Annotated in this window: 8 protein-coding genes; all 8 read right to left on the bottom strand. The window is 64.9% G+C overall.

The window, feature by feature from the left end; translation table 11 throughout:
• Positions 1–215: 215 nt before the first annotated feature.
• Positions 216–3194, bottom strand: a complete 2979-nt coding sequence (locus ABFO07_RS26490) for a tetratricopeptide repeat protein (protein ID WP_230961526.1) — start codon at positions 3192–3194, stop codon at positions 216–218.
• Positions 3191–4573 (bottom strand): hypothetical protein, encoded by a 1383-nt coding sequence (locus ABFO07_RS26495; protein WP_063899257.1) that lies wholly within the window; start codon positions 4571–4573, stop codon positions 3191–3193. Before ABFO07_RS26495 ends, ABFO07_RS26490 begins: the two co-directional genes overlap by 4 nt.
• A gap of 783 nt (positions 4574–5356) precedes the next feature.
• The gene (locus tag ABFO07_RS26500; RefSeq protein WP_322228375.1) at positions 5357–6268 is read right to left on the bottom strand and encodes a hypothetical protein; all 912 of its coding nucleotides are present in this window, start codon (positions 6266–6268) and stop codon (positions 5357–5359) included.
• Between the two features lie 659 nt (positions 6269–6927).
• Positions 6928–7218 carry a hypothetical protein gene (locus ABFO07_RS26505; protein WP_059563330.1) on the bottom strand — a complete coding sequence of 97 codons (291 nt, stop codon included), beginning with the start codon at positions 7216–7218 and terminating at the stop codon, positions 6928–6930.
• Positions 7219–7295: 77 nt separating this feature from the next.
• A complete protein-coding gene (locus ABFO07_RS26510) occupies positions 7296–8015 on the bottom strand; it encodes a hypothetical protein (RefSeq protein ID WP_124649197.1) in 720 nt (239 codons plus the stop codon).
• Positions 8016–8023: 8 nt separating this feature from the next.
• Entirely contained in the window at positions 8024–19486 is an 11463-nt protein-coding gene (locus ABFO07_RS26515) for a filamentous hemagglutinin N-terminal domain-containing protein (RefSeq protein ID WP_347468854.1), read from the bottom strand.
• A 138-nt stretch (positions 19487–19624) separates the two neighbouring features.
• Complete coding sequence (locus ABFO07_RS26520) at positions 19625–20491, bottom strand: peptidylprolyl isomerase (RefSeq protein WP_430733082.1); 867 nt, start codon at positions 20489–20491, stop codon at positions 19625–19627.
• 89 nt (positions 20492–20580) lie between these two features.
• Positions 20581–22365 carry a ShlB/FhaC/HecB family hemolysin secretion/activation protein gene (locus ABFO07_RS26525; RefSeq protein WP_347469692.1) on the bottom strand — a complete coding sequence of 595 codons (1785 nt, stop codon included), beginning with the start codon at positions 22363–22365 and terminating at the stop codon, positions 20581–20583.
• Between the last annotated feature and the right edge of the window lie 2 nt (positions 22366–22367).

Here is a 22367-nt window from a genome sequence, read left to right on the forward strand (position 1 = left end):
TTGGCCACCAGCCTATCGACGAGTGCATCGCTTTCCCAGGATTCGATAACGACTCCCGCGACACATGCACCACTTTCCGAATAGGCAACATCAACGATCAAAATCATATTGTCCCGCGAACATTTACCAAGACACTGACGCAATGCGTACATCGTCACCGCGTCGAAACCGTACGGCATGCCGCCCCCATGAATCCAAGGCCGGATCGGGCAGCCTCAATGCACCGTCGCGATCAGATTCGCTTCGATATCCGCGGCCCGTCGCTTCTCGTCGTCACCCAAACGCTGCGCGACCCGCGACTCGATGATCGCCGTCGCAGCACCGTAAATCCGGAACGCGGGTTCTGCCCCAAAGCGCTTGCGCGCCAGCGCAATCCACGCAGTGCCGAGCGCTCTGTCTCTCGGAACGCCGTCGCCGACCAGAAAGAGCATGCCAACGGCGTACTGCATGAACGGATCCCCGAGCAGTGCCGCGCTCAGACACGACAGGCCGTTCCAGCGGCGCCCGGCGGCGGCCGAATTGGCCGCGGGGTCGCGCCACAACGTCGAGGTCGCATCGGCAGGCACCAGCCACCGCGTCTCGTTGGACGGAAGCCGTGCTTCAGCGCCGGCCGTCACGCCGCGCAACGCAAGCGCGATCTCGGACACCTCCGAGCCGCGACTGGCGGCGCTGCGGTGCCAGTCCAGCGCAGTCGCTTCGTCGCGCCGCACACCCGCGCCCGTTTCGTACATCCGCGCAAGATCGCTTTCCGCCCACTGCGATCCCGCGTTCACCGCCTTCTCGAGCCACGCATGCGCCTCGGTCAGATCGCGCACCACGCCGCGGCCGCGAAGATAGGCGATACCCACCATCCGCTTCGCCTCGGCGCTTGCCGGCGCGGCACGCAGCGCCCATGCAAACGCCTCGTACTCGTCGGTTCGCCCCCCAAGTCCGGTCGACAGATGCCAGGCGAGCGAGCCCTGCGCGGACACGTCGCCCTGCTCCGCCGCGCGACGAAACCAGTACATCGCGGCATCGAAGTCTTCCGGCACACCATCGCCCAGATCGTACGCGTCGCCCAGCATCGACTGATACTTCTGCTCGCCGCGCTCAGCGAGCTTCCACTGCCAGTAGACGCGCTCGTCGGGCGTAATGAGGCTGCCACCGGACGACGCGAGCATGCGCATCGCAACGACACTGTCTTTGTCAGCGGCAATCCGGCACCAGCGCGCAGCATCGGCCGCAGAACGCACCGTGCTGTTTTCGTCCGCATACATGAAGCAGAGCCAGGCCTGCGACTGCAGGTCGCCCAGTTTCGCCCCACGCGAAAACCAGTCCAGCGCGGCCTTAGGATCGGGCCCGACCGACTGTCCGCGCCAGTATGCATAGCCGAGCGCCGTATAAGCGGCGGGAACCTGCCGGTTCGCGAGCGCCTCCAGCCACCGGAGGCCCGTCTTGTCGGCCAGGGACATGTAACGTTCGTTCAGATAGGCGCCCAGCCACACGCCGGCGGTCTGGTCGCCGGCATCCGCCGCGAGCTTCAGGTAGTGCAGCCCCGTGCGCTCGTCGCGCGGCACGTCAGTTCCTGACAGATACTGATAGCCGACCCACCGGGCCGTCTCGACGTTGCCGCGATCGGCCGCAAACCGGAACCATTGCATGGCCCGCGGTCGATCCACCGCCGTGCCCCGCCCCTGCCACGCCATGCCCGCGGCCTCCAATGCAGCGGCGTCGCTGCCGTGCTCAGCGCCGCGGCTGGCAAGCTGAAACGCCTTGCGAAGATCAGCCGGCTCACCGTCTCCGCGAGACGCCAAACGGGCGAGATTGAGCGACGCGATCCCGTAGCCTTGTGCGTCGGCCTTCTCGAACCACGTCCTGGCTGCCGCGGGATCCGGTTTCGTCCCGATGCCATCCTTCAACATCGCTCCGAGGTCGTTCTGGGCGACAGCCAGCCCCGCATCTGCGGCGCCCTGCATCCATCCGAGCGCCCCTTCCAGATCGACCGGGCCGCCGCGACCGGTCCGGTAGACGTTGGCGAGCGCGAAGCGCGCCCACGCATCGCCGCCGAGCGCAGCCTTCCGATACCAAATGCGCGCCTTGGCGTCGTCCCGGCCGACACCCGTTCCGCTTTCGTACAGTTCGCCGAGCCTGCGCTGCGCGTAGGTGGAACCGCCGAGAGCCGCAGCCGACATCAGGCTGAAGCCTCGACGATCGTCGCGCGGCCGGCCAACGCCCGCGAGATAGAGATTGCCAAGCGCGGCCCGCGCGTCGGCGTTGCCCTGCCCGGCCGCCATGTCGAGCCACGCGGCCCCGTTGTCGACATCGCGCAGCACGCCGTCGCCGCGAACGAGCATCAGGCCGAGGATGAACTGCGCACTGGCATCCCCGCCCACCGCACCGCGCGACAGCCAGGCCGCCGCGACCGCGGGATCGCGCGCGACGCCCCGCCCGGTCAGCGCGAGCTTCCCCGCATTGGTGGCGCCAGTGATGGAACCGCCTTCGGCTGCCGTAACGAAGTACCGATAGGCGGCCACATCGTCGACCGGCTGCCCTTCTCCGTTTGCACTCATCTGGCCGAGCAGGTTCGCCGACACGATGTCGCCGTCGCTCGCCGCCGACGCGAACCACGCCCGCGCCCGTGCATAGTCCCGCGGCAGGATGACTCCGTCGTAGTAAACACCGCCGAGCGAGCGTCGCGCCAACGCCGATCCATCGTTCGCAGCCGCCCTCAGGATCGCCATGCCCCGGTTCACGTCCGGTCGCGCGGTGTAGCCGTACAACATCATCTGGCCGTAGATGGCCCTTGCGGTCAGATTGCCCGCCGCCGCTTCGTTCCTGCATGTGTCGCGCGGCACACGCGGCTTGTCGAGCGGAGAAACGCTCCAGAAACGGTCGCTCAGCGTCAGCACACATGGCGTCGTGTCATCGACGAACGGCAGCGGCAATCCATGCGTCGCATTGCGCTGAAATGGCGGCGTCGTCGCACCATCCACACGTGGCGCAAGCGGCAACGCCGAGGCGGCATCGGGCAAACCTGCCAACATGGCAAACAGCCCGACGACGCCGGCCGATCGCTTCACCTGACGAACGAACGCCATTCGATGACGCCCCGCGATCGCGGCATCCGCATACGTTTCGTTTCTGACCGGATCATCGCCATATGACGCTCGCGCATTCGCACGAATGCGCGGTCGAACCGTTGCTGTCGCCGTCATGGCGTCACGATCGTGACGTTCTTGATGACGACGTCGGTCCGCCCATCTTCATCGTCATAGGCCGTGGGCAGCGTAATGCCGTAATTGGCCAGCCAGACAGCGCGGACACGCGTCGTCGTGCCGTCCTTCCGGAGCTCGCTGCAGTCGAAGTCAACGGCATCCCCCGTCAACGTACGAAAGATCGACGACGCGGGCGCCGTCTTCCCGACTTCGCAGCGCCGCGACAATTGACCTTTGCTCGACGGCTGAGGAACGGGCATCTCGATTCGCTTGCCCGTCATGATCGGCTGGTTCGCGATCGCGATCGCCGTGTCGTCCTTCAGCGTACTGAGCATCGTTGCACCATTCCATATGCCTTGGGAAGACAGGTCCACGATGCCGAAGGTCAACACGAAGCTCGCCCATTTCGCCTTGCCCGAACGGTCAGGCGAGGTGACGAGCTCGGCAACGACACCGTTATTGCGCCGATTGACATAGGTATCCGTGACCGGACCCTCGCTTTCCGGCGCCGCCTTGTTCACCCGCTCCGCGTCCACGATCAAACGCGAAAAGGGCAATGGGCGGCTCCCGTCCGGCGGCAGGTGACGCCGGATGGAATCCGGCAAGCGGCGCTCGTCGAACACGTCATCCAGGTACGCGACCGGATCGCCGAGCACGCTTTCCGTCGCCTGCGCGCCGCCATTCATCATCTTGAAGAACTCGTATGTCGTGCGCTGCCGCTGCGGCTCCGGCATCGCATCGACCGCATCGATCATGAACAGGAACGCCGCGCAGGGCTCGGCTTCGCGGCCTTTCGAAAGCGAATCAGGCAATTCCAATGCGTCGAGGCGCGCGTCCGCATCGAGCAATTCGGCCACGGTGTAATGCTCCTCTGCGCCGGTCTGCCCCGCACGTTGCGTCACGATGATTTCCATCACCTCCAGCGCACTGCGGAATTCCTTCGGCGACATGGCTTTCGCCATCCCCCCAAGATCGTTCGCTTGCGCCTGCGGCATCGTGCAGCTGTTTCGCGGACCGCTTGCGATTTCCTTTATCAGACGCAGCACCTTCAGCCGGTTTTCGGGAGACAGCATGTCGGTCCTGAACGGACTGCGGCCGGCAGCGTACGCGTTCAGGTTTGCGCGATTTTGCGGAACGAGCGCGACCTTGGTCAACCACTGCACGAGCAAGCGCCCATTCTCGGAGCCCGGATCCACGCCGATGCTGCCCACATAGACACGAGCGCGCTCGGCAACCTGCGACGCCATCGCGTCTGAAATCGAATTGACGGACGATGCAGGCACCGGCGCTTCCGTTTGCCCGCTTTGCACCCCCAGTCCATATGCCGTTGCTGTCGCAAGCAACAGCAACGCCCCGCAGAGTCCAGCCTTTATTTTCATGTTTATCGAAACCCAATTACATGTGAAAAAAGAGACAACTTTCCCGATCCTGGAGCCCGCGTGGCAGTTCGAGATTGAAGGTTCTGCATGGCGTGTTGCCCAGCGCGTCGATCGGATTCGGGCTCGTCATCCGGTTGACGAGCGTGAGCGCGTTGACGCCTGCGTCGTACGGCACGCTCCCGATCGCGGCGCGAGATAGACGCGATACCGGCCAACCGGCACAACGGAAATGCGCGTGGACACGCCGCCCTCCGGGACGGTGGCGGCAGCGACTGCACCGCGCGGCAGCGAACGTGCCGCGACAACGCAAAAGAAGAACACGCGCAAGCCCTCGGCGCCTGCGCGCGGAATCGAATTGCGGCGTGCCATCTTGTGGTCATGCGCGCGGCTTCGCCGGCCGCGCGCACCTCGGTCGTTGGTCGTGTGGTTTGCTATCTGATTCCGGAATGCTTTTCAAGCCTTCGCCGAATGAAATAACGGCGCGGACCGGTCGTTCTTTAGGGGGCTTTCGGGGAGAAATTTCTTCGCGACCCTCGCGCCGCGCGAAGCGCCGTCACTCTCGAACCGGGGCGAACGCGTGCTGCCAGGTCCGGGCTGTACCGCGTCATTCCTGCGCTCGACCGGATGTCACCGTTGCCGGGTGCATTGGCGCTCGCACGAGATCGATGAATATGCAGTTCGGCCGATCGGCTTCGAAGCGGCTGCGCCAGACTTCGCGTAAGAGTCACGTTCTTTGCGACGCACGCGGCCCGTCAAAGCGCCGCGTGCGATTCGATCCGACGTTTATTGCTTGATGACCTGGCCGTATGCGACGAAGCTGTAATCGGCCGCGCGCAGCACATACAGGATGGATCGTTGGAAACCGTTGGTCCCGCGGATCGGCACGAACATGATGGCCGCGCTCCCCGACAGCGGAACGCCTGCCGGCACCTGGCAGCCCGTCGACGCCGATGCCGTCAAGGTCATGTCGTACATGTTCTGATTCGAGCCGGGCGTGGCGAGCGTCAACGTGCCGCTCATGTTGCAACCGCTCAGCGTGCCGCTCACCGTGCCACCCGATCCGATCGTGAACGACGCGTTCGTCGTCGCCCACGTGCCCACGACGCTATCCTGCGTGACGCTCAGGGCGTTTGCCGCGTTGTAGGTCCACGTGAAGTTCGACGCAGTACCGCCTTGGCTCATGGCTCCGGACAAGGTTTGCTTCGCGCTGTACGACCCGGATCCGGAGTCGATTCTCGTGGTGAATCCGGTCCTGGCGTTGAAGTTGATTCCTGAATTCAGGGTCCATGTCGCGCCATTCACCGTCAGATTCGTGAAATCATCGGACATCACGAACGATCCCAACGTATTCATCGTGGTCAGGTTGTTGTGCGGATCGACGAGGGCTATGGTCGTGTAGCCGAGGGTGCCGGAGGCTGTCCAGATTCCGACCGGGGTGGTCGCCGTCGCGGCCGTCGATCCGGCCTGCGGAGTCGTCAGGCTGGGTAGCGCCTCGCCAACCGTCACCGGTTGCGATGAAGCGACCGGAGCGCTGGCAGCAACAGGCGTAGACGCGACGACGGGCGCACTGGCCGCATTCGCCGCGCCGCCGGAGTTTGCCGGCGTGCCGCCACCATCGCCACCGCCGCCACATCCCGCGACGACGAACATCGAGATCACACCAGCCGCCAACAAACCAAGAGAACTCTTCTTCAATTCAACCCCCGAGTTACGATGCATCTGTGGTAATTAAAATTTGAATTGCCGTGTATTTCGTTCATTAAAGAAATCGCGTCATGCTTTGCCCTTCTACGTACCTCCCCCAAAAACCTTTCCGTTGAAAATTTCAGTGCAACTGAGGATTTGTGTGTGGTCGTTTTGAAGATGCGTCAGGTGTAATGTCAGCCAACGGTCTTGGCCCGGCGCCATGGCAGAATCGACGCTCCGTCGTTGACAGTGGTGCCGTTCTGCTCGGATTCGTTACCTGACAGACGAACGTGCGCGAATCGATGCCAACGCCGTTCCGTGGCTCGTGGGCCGACGAGATGTTGACCGGCCAATAGGAATTGCCCGGCACGCTGGAATCGCCGGCAACGCGCGGCGGAAGGCTTGCGACGGCAAGCACATGCAAACGACGCGCAGTCGGCCAATGCCTGCGCGCCAGATCGGAAAACGACGGGCCATTTGATGGTCATCCGCGCGGCTAGTCAGCTCGTGCGGTCCTCGGTTTTTGGTTATGTGGTTGCTTCGATTTGATTTATTACTTTCTGATACTAAGCAACGGCACCGGATTCGAGTTCTTTAGGGTGATGTTTCGATGAATTTTCTTTCAGAATTCATTTTTATTATTACTTATTCCTTTCGGATGCTGACATCTAACCAGCGACAAAGTCCGGTCGCTTCACATTCGACATATCGTCGTATGCCTTCAGAATTTTCTGCAGCGGCGTAAGTGAGCCATCACCTTTCCAGTGGGCGATCTTCAACCAAGTCGCGCCATGAATGAACTGCCCAGTCCCGAACCACTTCGACTTAAGGTTCACTTTCGGCACACGTCGTCCTGCTTCGAACAGAACCTCGGGCGCATTCGCGTTCGCATCAGCGATCTCAGGACGTATTCCATAAAGACAGAACGCGTACTCCTCCGCGAACCGGCTCTTCTTCATGACTTCCGTTCTCCGTTAAAAGCCATTCTCTCAAGTTTAAAATTCCAGGACAGGTCAGTTACGCCGATTCTGTCTAGTTAAGGAGATTGGTTGGAGATATTGCGCAGCGGCTGGCCACTTGTGAATCCAAGTGTTTCCGCAATCGGAAAGAACGAGTAGGATACGCGCAAGCTGTCGGGCAAAGGATCTACGGTTCCACCATCCACAAGTGCATCGAACACCGTCTTTAGCCCTTGAAAGAGCCGTTCAACGGCAGGGTTCGTCGAGGACTCCCCCCTATAGGTAGCCGCTAGTTCCTTTTTCTCATCGCATACGAAATACGAAATCTGCCTTCCAACGAAAACGTCATTCTTCGATGATTCTGACAAAATTTGATATTCATCCTTCGCTTGGCTGTCAGCCGCTAATATCATATCCCGATTACTCGGCACCAGACGTTCAACATCAAAGAACAACGTTTGTGCGGACAATGCATTCAATACTTCGTCCATAGAACGAAATTCCCGCTCCCACGTACAGCGGCGCAAACAATAATTCACCCCCTCTGTCGCACCGCTTGACGCATACAAACCGTAATACTCGGCGCGTCTATCCCCAAACACCGAAATGCCTGCCAGCCGCGAAAAGACGACTACATCATCAGGCGAGAAACTCGCGCTGATAGTAGTGACCTCGTGCATTAATTTCTTCACGATGGCAGCTGCGGCAGACGGTGAGATAAAGCGCGAAGACTTTGGCGGCTTAATGTAAGCGACAACACCTGCCTTGTCCCGCTCCCAGCCAATCGAATTCATCATATAAATCCTTAACGATAATCTCGGACGTTACCCTCGTACTGAGGATTACCAGAACCTCGTCGATCAACACTCCAAATATTGCCTTTCTTGTCGACGCCTAAGTTCCGACGTGAGTCTCCTTGGCCATCCTTGATCTCATGTGGATCAATCCCCTGATCCTTCCACCATTTGTCCGAAGGAACAGTTACTTTGCCGTCAGGCTTGTCGGGTACCGAGTTACCTTGCCCTTCGTGCTTCTCTCCGCTATTTGTACCATTGTCAGTCGACGTCTTGTCGCTAGTTTCACCTGAGCTAAGAATCGGCCCGCCGTTTGCAGACAGCCAATCCAGAGCCGATCCAAATGCACTCCCAATCGCTCCGCCCAGCGCGGAACCAGCAGCCACCTCGACCGGCGTAGCTATGATATTTAGCCCGCCGGTCGCAACATCGACGCCGACTGACCCAATCGCGGTAATGGCACCACCCGCCGTCGCGCCCGCCGCCGCCAGCTTATACCCGCACCCATGCGGATTTTCGCTGCCACAGGTGTTGTTCAGCGTTTCGTTTTTCGCTGCCGCAACTGCCGCGGAAACATTTTGACCAAGGAGTTCCGCGGTCGCCCCTCCGAACAGTGTTGTGGCCGCCGTGATCATCGCAAGCTGAGCGCTGTTCGGATTGCCCTGCCCCCCTGTTACGGCAGTAGCAATCGCGTTAGCACTGAACGCCGACACCGCGCCGCCAATCGCCCCGCTGGCGCATCCAGTCCCGCTCGCGGCCGACAATGCACACCCCAACGCGGTATGGCTTGCGATATAGCCGATACTGTTCGAATCTGCATGCCCATTCTGAACATCGAACTTCGTACCGATTGCACTTGCCGCCACTGCTCCCGCGTCTGCGATTACACTTTGCGCGAACGCCTCGCCAAAGCTACCGCCATATACGACAGTACCAATACCTGCGGACACTACTCCACGCTCAACGATGATTTTGAGCGCTTGCCCAACGTCGGACATGGCAACCGTACCGACCGTACCACTAGCAAGCTTCCCGCCTATCTGCTGAAGCGCCTGAGTACTCGCCCCAAGCGCCGAGAACGCTCCGGCAGTCAAGGCGCCGACCATGCCTGATTTGAGCATCTGCCCGAAATTCAGTCCGCCTCCCGACGCGAGTTGTCCAGCAGCACTTCCCGCCATAGCGCTAAGGGCCCCCACCGTCATCGCCACTGGCAGAGACATGGCAGTCAGTGCCACCCCCATGGCCGCCGCTGCCGCACCGGCCGTCACGATCGACGCTGCAATCGCGATGGCCGCGACGACAAACGTCGGCAGCCCGCCACCTTCCTTCACGAAGTCCGAATGGAGATGGTCGCTGACCGACGTCTGCGTGAAGTTCACACCGAGTTGATGCTGCAGGTTTTCGAGTACCTGCTGCGTACCGGCCTGATCAACCGTCCCGTCAGCCGCAAGCTTCTGCAGCGCTCCACCAATCTGGTTGAGCGTCTGCGTGTTCAGGTCCATGTTCGCCGCGCTCATGAACCCGCCCGGCTGCACAGTCGTGCCGGTCGTCTTCAGATAGCCGCCATCGACCTTCTGCCAGATCTCGCCGACGTCGACCTGATTCGCCTGGTTCGTTAGCGTGTGGGTATCGACGCTCAGCGTCCCCGACGCCGTAATGCTCCCCGTGTTAAGGATGCTTCCGTTACCGTCCTGATTGAACTTCAGCGTGACGTCATGCCCGGAAATGTTGCCGCCGGCAGACATCGTCGTCGTGTCCTGCGGCAGATACACCTGCGGCATCAGCGCGGTGATCGTCGGGCACGTCGCCGCCCCTGTCGCGTGACACGTCGGGTCGGGCACTGTCTGCTCGACGTACCACAGCATCGGCCTGTCGAGCTCATTGAGCTGCGTCTGCGTAAGGGCAGCGCCGAGCTGCAAGCCGTGCGTCTTCGAGTAATCGAGCGCGTTCTGGTAGAGGTACTCCTTCTCCTGCGTCGTCACCGACTTGTTGTTCTTACTGTCATACGTCAGCCCATCGACGAAGCTCGACTTACCGGTTTGCTTCAACGCCGCCTGCTGCAACAGCAGGTCTTCTTCCTGTGGGTTGTAGTAGAACAGCGTCGACGATGGTTGAAGGCTTGGCGGCAGATTGTTCAGCAGATCCTGCGGACCGCGCGAGCCGAGTGCCGATCCGCCGAGCGATGCATTGACGTAAGACGCCTTGCCGGCCACTGGGGTCGGCAGCGTGCCGGTGCCGACCGCACGCGGAATCGACAGGTTCAGCCCCGGCAAATCAACCGGACTCAGCGAGATGACTTGCGACGGCGCATTCACGCGCGGCGTGTAGGTATTCGCCGTCGTAATGCCGTTGATCAGCTTCTGGCCGCTCAGCGACACCGACGTGCCGAGCACGTTGCCCACGTTCTGGATTTGGCCGTTCGACGAGATCGACAGGTTCGGTGCCTGGATCGTCGCCGCAATGTTGCCGACCGGCGTCGGCGGATCGATCGTGCCACCCGTGCTCGTATACGCACTGCCGTACAGCGCCTTGCACTGCTCAGGCGTGCCGCACGCCCAGATATCGTGACGCTTGTCGCTGCTGAACATGCCCGTTTCCTGCACCCAATGTGAGTGCCAGTAGGCGTTCAGCACCTGCGCTTCGTTGACGACTGGACCCGCGACGGCGATTGTCGCGTTGTTGCCCGCGGCAATCAGGCTGCCGATGTTTGTCAGGCTGCCCGCGTTGATCTGCAGGTTGTTGCCCGCGCTGATCACTGACGAACTGCCGGACTGCTGGTCGACGTAACCCTCGCAGTAGCTTTCCTTGTAGCCACCTGCGGTCATGCAGCCCGAGTACTGTTCCTTCTTGCCGTAGTTTTCATGTACGGGAACCGGAGGCGGAAGGTTGTTGGTAATCGCACCGGATACGTTCAGCGTGATGTTGTTGCCCGCGACGATATTGCCCGACGTGTTGTTCAGGCTCTGTGCAGGCGTGGTCGAGCTTGCAGTCGAGCCGACGCCACCGATGACGATGTCGTGACCCGCGAGCAGGTTACCGTACGTGTTGTTGATCTGGCCGGCCGCAATGACGAGGTCATGGCCCGCGTAGATCGTCGCATTGTTCTGCGAATAGTCGAATGTGGTCGTGATCGGATTGTTGCCGCGCGGCTGACCTGCCTTGCCGCATTCCGGGTTCGGCACACCGGACGCACAACCCACCTGGCTCGAATAGTTTTGCTGATTGCCGCCCTGATTGGTGAGCGTACCCGACGCGATGGCGACATTGTTGCCCGCGTACAGCAGACCTTCGTTGACCAAATTGCCGCCACCGACCGTCAGGTTGTTACCCGCCGCAATCATGCCCGTCGGCGTCGTGAACGAGACTGAACCGGATGCAGTAGGTGCGGCCGCACTCTTGTTGATTTGAAACGAGGTTGGCGCGTAGGGCTCCCCCACTTGGCAGCCTCCGGAACAATTGAATGCACCGGTTGCATTCCCCGTACCCTTGACGCCGATTACCCCAAGCGATGCCAGTTGCGTCAGAAATGCGGTGTATTGCGCCTGCTCGACGTATGTCGTGCTGGTGACCGTGGTGGTCGGCGCGACCGCACCGTTGCCCAACGACTGGACATTCAGCGAAATATTGCCTTGCGCAGAGATTTGCCCGCCTCGATTCGATAGCGTGCCGGCAGCCAAGGTAATCGATCCGCCAGCGGAAATGACGCCCGACGTTCCTGCTTGCTGGTTTGTCGCCGTCTGGTAGACGGTCGGCAACGTGAATGTCGCGGACTTGAGCGCACCGGGATCGGGAGCGGTACCGACATACCAATAGGTCGAATCGCGCGAAACGCCATGATCATTTGTGCCGGTCTGCACTTGATACTGATTGAACGTGACCGTCCCGGATGTCGCGACCGGATCGGAAGCCGGCATCGAACCACCCTTCTTGTTCGTGCCGGTCGGCGACAAAAGCGCGCCGAGCGTCGCAGCCGACGTCACGTATGCCGCACTCACCGTTTGCTCGTGCCCGGAGATCCTTTCATAGCCCTCCGTCACCGTACCGACCGATCCCGACATCAGGAGCGCCGGATCGCTTACCTGCGTAGTCGTCGTGACCGCACCCTGAGGAGCCGTCTGGTCGTTGATCACCTGCACGGCAGTGATGCCGATATTCCTTCCGGAAAATATCGATCCCCCGGTGTTGAGCAGCGTGCCGCCCAAAGTGAAATTCGCATCCCCCTTCGACTGCGTCGTCGCCCCCTGGTTGTCGTAATTCCCGCCATTAACGTCGAGAACATTCCCCGCCTCAACCGTCCCCCGGTTCGTCGTCTCCCCATTCAACGTCAGCGCATTATCGGCATGCACCACCGCTCCGGCGACGTTATTCAACGTCCCGTTGAACGTCACGTCGTTACCCGTTACCTGCCCGAAGTTGGTAAACGTCCCACTCGTCGCCAGCGTAAGCGGCGAAGTCCCCGTAATCGTCCCGTGATTGTTGATCCCATTGATCCCCGTCACCGACGCACCCTGCCCGCCGAAATTCCACGTCCCGCCGACGTCGATCGACCCTGCCGTCAACGTGAGGAATCCACCCTGACTGATCGTCCCCTGCGACGGATCGAACGCAGTATTCACCGCACTGACGCCCATATTCCGTTGCGCGAGCAACTGTCCACCGGCGTTATAGAACGCCCCGTTCCCGCCATTGATCGTCAGCGACACATCGCCGGTCGCACCCGTCCCGACGTTCGGATTCCCCGCAAAGATGATCCCGTTCTGGTTATTCAGCGTACCGGTATTGACGTTGAGCGCATTCACGCCCATCAGCGACCCGCCGACGTTCGTCAGCCCGCCCGCTACCGTGACATTAGTCGTCGTCCCATTCACCAACCCCGCGTTCGTGAAATTCGACGCATTGATCGTCGTCGTCCCGATCGAAGCAAGCGACGCCCCTGCCGCATTCGTCAGATTCGGCGCGGACACATTGAGCGACCCAGCCAGCACATGCGCCGCGTTATATATCCAGTTCTGTGACGTCAGCGTCGCATTGCCGACGACATTCACCGCGCGCCCACCGGCCAGCGTGAGCTGATTCGACGCCTGCGCATTCAGCGCCCCGCCCACGGTCGCATTGCCGAGCGTGACGTTCGCGCCGTTCACCTGCAGGTTCTGCGACGCAACGATCGACGCGTTGCCCGCATCCACCGTCCCCTGCGCGGAAACGGTCACGTTCTTCGACCCAGTCGCAGACCCGCTCAGCGTCACATTCCCGCCCGACACGCCAAGCTGCCCGGCCACCACGCTGTTGCCGCTCAGCGTGACATTCTGTCCGCCGTGCAGCGTCGCATCACCATTCGCCGACACGCCCGCGACGGTCACATTCCCGCGCGTCCCCTCGACGTTCACCGTCCCCATCGACGCAACGCCGCCCGTCAGCGCAGCATCATTCGCCGCCTGAACCCGGACGTTCCCGCCCGACTGCAGCAGCCCACCGAACGTCACGCTGCCCGCGCGCGACGTCGCCGACACGTCGCCAACCGCCGTCGTCGCGCCAAACGACATGTCGCCGCCGGACGCCGCCGTGAACTTGCCCGCACCCTGAACCGCGCCGAGCGCGATGCCGCCGCCGGCATTCACGTCGATGTCCTTCGCGTACGTCAACGCACCGCCACCATCAATCGCGCCGCCCGCATGGATGCTCGCGAGCCCGAGACCGAACAGGCCGCCGGCCAGCGTCATCGCGCCGCCGGACGTCAACGTCGTATCGCCGTTCACGAGTCCGCCGCCGCGCAGCGCCAACGCGCCACCGGCGTTCGCACCAAGATTCCCGGCCGTCACCACCGCCCCGCCGACGCCGAGCTTGCCGGCCGTCGCGGCCAGCGCCACGTCCGCGCTCGCCTGGATCGCGCCCGCGACATTCAGGTCGCGCCCCGCGGTCATGTTCAGCTTGTCGCCGCTCGACATCGCACCGCCGATGCCCGCATCGCGCGCGGCCGTGATCGTCGTCGCCTTGCCCGACTTCACGTCACCCGTGACCGTCACGTCACCCGCGCCGTTGTGCCCTTGCGCCTGCAGCGCGATCGCGCCACCCGCCTGTGCCGATCCGGCCGACAGGTCGTTGCCCGCCGTCATCGCGAGATCGCCGTTGGTCGCGACATTGCCCGCCACCGCTACGCTGCCGCCCGCATTGACGGTCGCCTGTCGCGCGAACGCGATCGAACCGGCTGTCACCGAGCCGCCCGCCGTCAACGTGCCGCTTTGCTGCGCGTTGATGGCCGCTGCGAGCGTCATGTCGCCGCCCGCGTTCAGCACGGCATTGCCGCCCGCGACGGTCGGCCCAGTAAACGAAATCCCCTGCGCAGCAGTCACGTTCAGGTTGCCCTGCGTCGTCACGTCCTGCGCGCTCGCGCTGCCGCCCGATGCGGTCACCCCGAGATCGCCCGCCGAATTGACCGACGCCAGCGCAACGCTGCGCGCAGCGGTGATCGTCGTGGTGCCGCCGGTATTGATCGCGCCCGCGACATTGGCATCGCGCGCCGCTTGCAACGCCATCGTGCCGAACGCCGTCGCCGCGCCGCCGAACGTCACGTCGCCGCCGCCCGCGTTCCCCTTCGCGGTTACGCCGAGGTTGCCGCTGACGGCCTGCACCGAACCGAGCCCTGCGTTGTTCCCGCCCGTCACGTTGACCGTCGAGCCTTGCAGCGAACCCGTCAGCGCAACGTCGCGCGTCGCGTCAAGCGCCGCCGCCTGCGCAAATGCCGCCGAGCCCGCGCCCGTGATGTCGCGCGCCGCGTTCAGCGTGCCGTCCATCTGCCCCGCCAGCGCGCCGGTCAGCGCGAGGTCGCGCCCGGCCTGCACGCTGACCTGCTTCGTCGCCGAGATCTTGCCGCCCAGCTGCGTGTCGAGTCCGGATACGCTGGTAAACGCACCCGCAGTCGTTGCCGTCCCCGTCAACGCGACATTGCCGTTCGTCGCGGTCGTCGTCAGGTCGCCCTTCGATTCCACGCCACCGCTGACGGATACGTTGTGTTGACCGGTCAACGTCAGCGCATCGCCGCTGCCTAGCGTGCCGCTCACGGACACATCGCGTGCACCTGTGACGCTCACCGCACCCGCCGCCGACGCCGCACCGGTGATCCCCGCGTCGCCTTCGCCGGCCTTGCCGTTCGCGGTCACGGTCAACGTCGTCGACGCTGCCGCGTCGTGCAGCGACGCATTGTTCGCGCCAGTCACCGTCACCGTGTTCGCCTGCACGCTGCCCGTCAGCGCAACGTCACGCTGCGCGGTGTAGTTCGCAGTCCCGTCGAATACCTGCTTGCCGCCACCGTTGATGTCGCGCGCAGCCGTCACGCTGCCGTTCCCGTGACCGACGAACATCCCGTTCAGCGTCGCGTCGCGGCCGGCCGCAAGCGTCGCGTCGACAACCGCGCTGGTGCTCGCGCCAAGCGACAGGTCGAGCCCCGTCGTGATGCCCAGCTTGCCGCCGCTGTTGATGCCGCCGGTCGCGTTGAGGCTGCCTTGCTGCGCGACGAGCGTCGCGTCGCCGACCGATTCGATCGCGCCCGCCACCGCGACGTTGCGCTGCGCGGTCACGCCGACCGTCGTGCCGCTCGCGATCTTGCCGGCGACCGACACGTCGTTCTGCGCGACTGCCGTCACCGCACCCGCCGCCGCGACCGTGCCGTTGATCCCCAGATCGCCCGCGCCCGTCTCCGTATTCGTGCCGTTCGCGCGCAGCGCGATCGCGCCGGCCGATTCGACGTTGTGCACGGTCGCGTTGCCGGCCGCCGTCACGCTGACGGATTGCCCCTGGATCAGCCCTTGCTGCGCGACGTCGCGCCCGGCCGTGAGCGTGGCCTGCTGCACGAACGTCAGCGCGCCCGCGCCGACGGTGTCGCGCGCCGCGTTGACCGCGCCTTGCCCCTGCCCGGCCACCGTGCCGCTCACGTTGACGTCGCGTCCCGCCGCGAGCGTCGTGTCCCGCGCGACGGTCGTCTTGCCGCCAAGATTGATGTCCGCACCCGCCTGCGCACCGAACGCGCCGTTGCTCGCGATCGTGCCGCTCGACCCGATGCTGCCGGCCGTTGCCAGCAGCGACGTATTGCCGGCCGACTGCAGCGATCCGCTGATGTCGACGTTGCGCCCCGCGCTCAGCGTCACGTCCGCGCCGCCGTTCGCCGCACCGGTCACGCTCAGGTCGTTCGACGCGCCGAGCGCGAGCGCGGACGCCGCCTGCACGTCATGCAGCGTGGCCGATCCGCCGGCCGTCGTCTGCACGTTGCCGCCGCGCAGCGAACCGCTCAGGTTCGTGTCGCCGCCGGACTTCACGTTCGCCGCGAGCCCAAACGCCACGGCAGCCGCGCCGCCGATCACGCCGCCCGCCGTCAGCGAACCATTCCCCTGCGCGACGACCGAGCCGTTCATCGTCAGGTTCTGGCCGGCGTTCACCGTGAGGTTGCCGAGCGACGACGTGGATTGTGAGCCGAGGTCGATCGACTGTGCGGCGGTCATCGACAGATCGCCGCCCGACTGGATCGTGCCGGTGCTCGTCAACGCCCCGGCCGAATTCGTCAGCGTGACGTCGCCGTTCGACTGCACGGTTCCGCCGATCGACGTATTGCGGCCGCCGCTGACGGTGAGCTTGTTCGCAGTTCGCAGCGTGCCGTTCACCACGACATCGCGCGCAGCGTCGATCGCGCCGCTCGTCAACGAATTCACGTTGCCGCCGATCGTGACGTCGCCGCCGTGCGTCGCGAGCTGCAGCGCTGCATTGGCCTGGACGTCGTTCAGCGCGATCGCGTTCGCCGCGGTCATCGAAACCGCACGGCCCTGAAACGCGCCCGTCACGTTGATGTCGTGGCCCGCGTTCAGCGTCGCGTCGCGCACGAAACCGCTCGTGCCGCCCGCGACGATGTCGCGCCCGGCCGCGAGCGTCGCGGCGCCCTGTCCGGCGAACGCGCCGCCGATCGTCAGGTCGCGGCCCGCCGTGGCCGTGACGTCGCCGGTGACCGTCGTCGCACCGGTCAGCGCGACGTCATGCGCGCCCTGCACCGTCAACGCACTCGCGCCGTTCAGCGTGCCGGCCGACGTGACGCTGCCGGTCGCCGCCGTCATTGCGAGATCGCCGACGGCCTGCACGGTCCCGCCAACGTTCACGGTCACGTTGCGGGCAGCCGCGAGCGCAAGCTGCGAACCGCCGGCCAGCGTGCCGTTTACGATGACGTCTCGTGCCGCACGCACATCGGCCGCGCCGAGCATCGCCGTGCTGCCGTTGAACGTCAGGTCGCCGCCGCCTGCGAGGCCGCTCGCCGTAACTTTGAAAGCGCCGCCCGCCTGGACCGCCGCGAGACTGGCGCTGTTGCCCGCATTCACCTGCAGGTCGTTGGCGAGCAGCTTGCCGGTCAGCGCGACATCATGCGCAGCGTTCAATGCACCGCGCTGGCCGAACGCGATCGAGCCGCTGCCGGTGATGTCGTTCCCCGCGCTCAGCGTGCCGTCGTGCTGGACGATCGCGATGCCCGACACGTCGACGTTGCGCCCCGCATTGACTCGCGCATCTGTGCCGACCATCATCGATCCGCCGACCGACGCATCGCGCGCGACGTCCGCCGACAGCGTCGTGCCGCTCGCGAGCGACCCGCTCACGCTCAGGTCGCGCCCGGTTCGCACGCTTGCCGCGTTCTGTGCGGTCGCTTGCGCGGCAATCACCGTGTCCTGCCCGGCGGCCAGCGCGAGATTGCCGCCGCTCTTTACGCCGGCGTTCGTCGCAACGTTGCCCTGGGTCGCCGTGAGCGCGAGATCGCCGGAGGTCTGCACCGCGGCGTTGACCGTCGCATTGCGCTGCGCGCTCGCCTGCAGCGTGCCGCTGTTGGTCTGCCCGTTCACGTTGACGTCGCGCGCCGCCTGCAAGGTCGTCGCACCGGTCACGACCGACGTGCCGTTCAGGTTCACGTCGCCCGCGCCGTCCGCGCCGCGCGCCGTCACCGACAGCGCGCCGCTGCCCTGCATGTCGCCCAGCACGACGTTCGCCCCGCCCGTAATCGCGATGTCGCTGTTCGCCTGCGCGTTCGCGACGTTCACGTTCCCGCCCGCCGACACCGCCAGCTTGCCGCCCGACTGGATCGCCCCGGCCGACGTCACGTCGCCGTTCGCGTTGATCGCGTAGCCGCCCACGCCGATATGCGTGCCCGTCATCGACACGTTGCCCGCGCTCTGCACCGTCGCCTGATGCTGCGCCGCCGTGCCCGCAATCGATACGTCGCCGTTCGACGACAGCAGCAGGTCGCCCGCGTTCGCGGCGAGCTGCGCATCGGTGCGCACGCCCATCCCTGCTGCGGTGCTGATCACCTGGATCTGCCCCGCCGTCATCGCACCGAACGCGGTTGCGTCGATCGCGAGCGAGCGATTCGCGCCGCCGTTCGCCGCGTTGATCGCCGCGGCCGAATTGATCGCGCCGTTAGACGCCGTGCCGTAGGTCGTGCCGGTTCCATCCGAGGTGGACGGTGTCACGAACTGCCGACCCGCGATCGTATTGATTCGCATCCCTGCATACAGTGGCGCGTTGATCCCGATCGTCTCGCCGATCAGGTCGATCGTGCCGACCGTGCCTTCGATCCCCGCGCCGGGGCCGTTCACGCCCGCGTTGCCCTCGATCTGCAGATGGCCGCCCGTCACGTTGTAGCCGATCGCCTTTGCGTTCGCGTAATCGGTCGGCGCACCACCGACGCCGCTCAGAAACTGCGGCGCCCCCGTCGACAGCGTGACGCCGATCGTGTTCGTAAAGCCCGTGCCGCGCGTCGTGATCCCGTTCGGGTTCGCGATGATCACCGTCGCCGGCGCGCCGAACACTTCGAGCGGGCCGTTCAGCAAGCTCGCGTATCCGCTGCCCGTCGACGTGACCTGGTTCACGATCACGCTCGCGGCCCGGCCGTTCAGGTTCGGGTTCGCCTGCACGTCCCCGCCCGTCAGCGACGTGCCCGACATCAGGCTGTTGTTCAGGATCAGCCCGACCGGGTCGATGTTGAAGCGCTGGTACTGGTTCAGCGAGATGCCCGCCGCGTTCGGCGCGGTGATGTTGACCACCGGCACGCCGCCGCCGGCGCCCGTCGATTGCGTGATCGCGGGCTGGAAGGTGATGGGGGCTGTGGGGTCCGTAATCGGTGCGGCAGCGGCGAGCTGCATCGACAGGCGCACGCGCAGCGATGCGATGTCGAGCAGTTGCTGCCATGTGTCGTCGTCCAGGCGGCGGTTGCCGGCACCGAGCATGCCGGCCGCATCGCGGCTCTGTTCGACCGTCACGGTAATCGGGCCGATGAACATCGTCGTCGCAACCAGCGCGCACATCACGCGTTGCCACCAGCTGTACTCGCGCAATGCAAAAGCGTTGACGCGGAAGAAACGCGACATCAACGCTTCCGCACGCTCGCGCGCGCCGACGCGCGCCGCTGCCGCGGCAGCCAGTTGCTGCAAGACCTTACGCTTGGACGTGTTCATTTCTTGTTCGATTCGTGATCGGTTCTTTTCCGTGCGTTGCATGCCACCGGCCGGCCCGGCCGTGGCGGGACGCGATGCCGGGTTTCCCTGCCCGGGATCGCGTCGACGGTTGGCCGGGTCTACGCCCGGCGTGGCCGCTTACTGCTGGATGCGCGCGTTGCGGATCAAATCCGCCACCACCTGCGCGGTCGCCTTCTCGAGCGCGACCTGTTCGAGCTGCTGGCGCAGCGTGTCCTTCGCCTGGTCGAACGCCGGCACCTGCGTCGGCCGCTTGTCGTCGACGCGCACGATCCAGTACGCATCGCCGACCTGCACCGGTTCGCGCGTCAGCCCGCCTTGCGGCAGCTTCACGAGCGCCTCGGCGAGCGGCTGCGGCCAGTTCTGCGTATTGCCGGCGGCGATCGGCGTCTTGAACGAAATCCAGTTCAGCACGCCGCCCTGCGCGGCGGCCGGCCCCTTGCTGAATTCCTGCGCGAGCTTGCCGAAGTCCTCGCCCTTCTTCAGGCGCGCGATGATCTGCTTCGCGGTGTCCGCATCGTTCACCGCGATCACGCTCGGCTTGTATTCGTTCTCGCCGAGCGTCGCGACGATCGCGTCGTAGCGCGCCTTCACGTCGGCGTCGGCCACCGGTGCCGGCCGGACCTGGTCGCGCAGGTATGCCTGCGTCATCGCGAGCGCCTTCGCCTGCTCGACCGCGGCGACAACCTGCGGCTTCGTGTCGTAGTGCTGCTTGAGCGCGGCCTGGCGGAACAGCTCGCGCGCGATCAGCTGGTTCTTCAGCGCCTCGCGCAGCGCAGGCGTGTCGGGCGCTTTCCCCGCGCGCACGGCGTCGTCGATCTGCGCCTTCGTGATCGGCACGCCGTTCACGCTCGCCACCGCATCGGCGGGCAACGGTGCGGAAGCGGCGAGCGCCGCGTCGGCGGCCTTGCGGGCGGTCTTGTTCGCCGCGTGCGCATGCGGCGCGGCCACGCCGCAGAGCGCGGCGACGACGAGCCCGAGGCCCATGTGGCGCACGTGCGCGGCGAGGTTCGATCGGGTTGCGACGACACGACGGTTCGCACGACGGTTCGACAGGCGATGCATGAGGTTCTCCTTCAATCGGTCCAGTTGAGTGTGGCCAGCAATACGCTGGCTTTCCTGCCGAGGGCTGCCGGCTGCGCGAGCGCCTGCCCGAGCAGCACCTCGGCCGATACGGTGCCGCTCTTCAGGCGCCATTGCGCACGCGTGCCGACGCCCGCGCCGACGAGCGTCGGCCAGCCGCCCTGCGCATTCAGGTGCGCCTTGCCGCCGTCGAGAAACACGTACGGTTCGATGCGCGCGTCCCGCCACGCGGGCACGTTCTGCCACGCGGCCTCGTTGCGCATGAACACGCCGCTGTCGCCGGCGATCCCCCCTTCGGTGAACCCGCGCACGGAGCTCATCCCGCCGAGGAAGATCTGCGCGTTGCCGAACATCGCCACGCGGCTGTACTGGCCGCGCAGCGTGCCGCGATAGGCCCATGCGGCGCCCGCCAGCGTGCCGAGCGACATCTGCAGCGTCGCGGTGGCGTCGAGCTTGGTGAACTGGCTGTGCGCGTCGTCGATGCCGATGTCGGACGCATCGCGACTGGCCGACAGCCACGGCAGCCCCTGCGACACGCCGACGTCCCAGGTCGCCGCGGCGCCCTGGCCGCGCGCGACGAAGCGCGCGAGCCCGTTCAGCCCGACGCGCAAGATCGTGAGGTTCTGCGGCGACAGCGGCAGGCCGTTCACGTCGCGTTCGGTGCGCAGCTTGTTGAGCGTCACGTCGACGCTCAGGCGCCCGCGCGGCGAGCGCACGAGCACGCTGTTCCAGCCGAGCATCTGGCTGAACGTGCGGCCTTCGAGCAGCGCGACGTCGCCGATCGCCTGCTGGTACTCGGACATCGACACCGTGTAGCTGAACGTCTGGTAGCCATACGGCACCGCCGCCGAGAACACGACCGCGTTCGTATCGGTCGTGCCGACATAGCTGAACGACAGCGATTCCTGCAGGCCGATCACGTTGTCGGCTTCGACGCCCGCGCGGTAGCGCGTCTTGCCCGTCTGCGAACTGCCGTAGGTGTCGACGCCGAAGTCGTAATGCAGGCGATCGCCGCTGCGGTTCGAGATCGCGACGATCGAATCGCCCGGCGCTTCGCCCGGCAGGATCTGGATCTCGGCCTGGTTGCGGCGCAGCCGGTTGATCTGGTCGACGCCCTGCTCGAGATCGGGCAGGCGCAGCAGGTCGCCCGGGCCGCTCGCGAACGCCCATGCGGTGCCGGCTTCGGTGAGCAGGCCGCCGCCGCGCACCTCGTACCACTTCTCGTTCGGGTCGCGCGGGCGCAGCGGCTTGCCGTTCAGCGTCAGCGCGGCCACGCGGCCGGGCACGAGGTTGATCTTCAGCGTGCCGGACGCAAGGTTCTGCGGCCCGAGATAGGCGCGCGTCGTGATGTAGCCGCGCGCGATGAACGCTTCCGTCAGCCGGCGCAGCAGCAGGTTGATGCGGTTGCGCCCGAGCTGCCTGCCGATGAACGGCGCGGCGATGCGGTCGAGTTCGGGCTGGCCGAGGATCGTGTCGCCGGTGAATTCGACATGGTCGATCCGGAACGTCGGCGCGACATCGGGCAGCGTCTCGACGTCGGCATCGGCCGGCAGGTTCGGCATCGCCGGCTGCTCGGGCACGGCGATCTGTGCGGGCGGCTGCGCGATCTCGTCGTTGCGTTGCCGGTCTCGCTGCTCCTGCAGCAGCCGCTGCGCCGGATCCTGTTCGGCGCGCGGCACGGCGATGCCCGGCGGAATCCCGCCCGCGAGCTGCGCATGCGCGTGCAGCGACGCCGCGCCTGCCGTCAGCAGGAGCGCGCGGGCCAGCGCGAGCGGCATGC

It is taken from the genome of Burkholderia stagnalis, from assembly GCF_039848545.1.
GTDB classification, from domain to species: domain Bacteria; phylum Pseudomonadota; class Gammaproteobacteria; order Burkholderiales; family Burkholderiaceae; genus Burkholderia; species Burkholderia stagnalis.

Excerpts from the sequence above, each read along its gene's own strand:
- ABFO07_RS26495 (WP_063899257.1), bottom strand. The coding sequence starts at position 4,573 with ATGAAAATAAAGGCTGGACTCTGCGGGGCGTTGCTGTTGCTTGCGACA.
- ABFO07_RS26490 (WP_230961526.1), bottom strand. The coding sequence starts at position 3,194 with ATGACGGCGACAGCAACGGTTCGACCGCGCATTCGTGCGAATGCGCGA.
- ABFO07_RS26505 (WP_059563330.1), bottom strand. The coding sequence starts at position 7,218 with ATGAAGAAGAGCCGGTTCGCGGAGGAGTACGCGTTCTGTCTTTATGGA.
- ABFO07_RS26515 (WP_347468854.1), bottom strand. The coding sequence starts at position 19,486 with ATGAACACGTCCAAGCGTAAGGTCTTGCAGCAACTGGCTGCCGCGGCA.
- ABFO07_RS26520 (WP_430733082.1), bottom strand. The coding sequence starts at position 20,491 with ATGGGCCTCGGGCTCGTCGTCGCCGCGCTCTGCGGCGTGGCCGCGCCG.
- ABFO07_RS26525 (WP_347469692.1), bottom strand. The coding sequence starts at position 22,365 with ATGCCGCTCGCGCTGGCCCGCGCGCTCCTGCTGACGGCAGGCGCGGCG.
- ABFO07_RS26510 (WP_124649197.1), bottom strand. The coding sequence starts at position 8,015 with ATGATGAATTCGATTGGCTGGGAGCGGGACAAGGCAGGTGTTGTCGCT.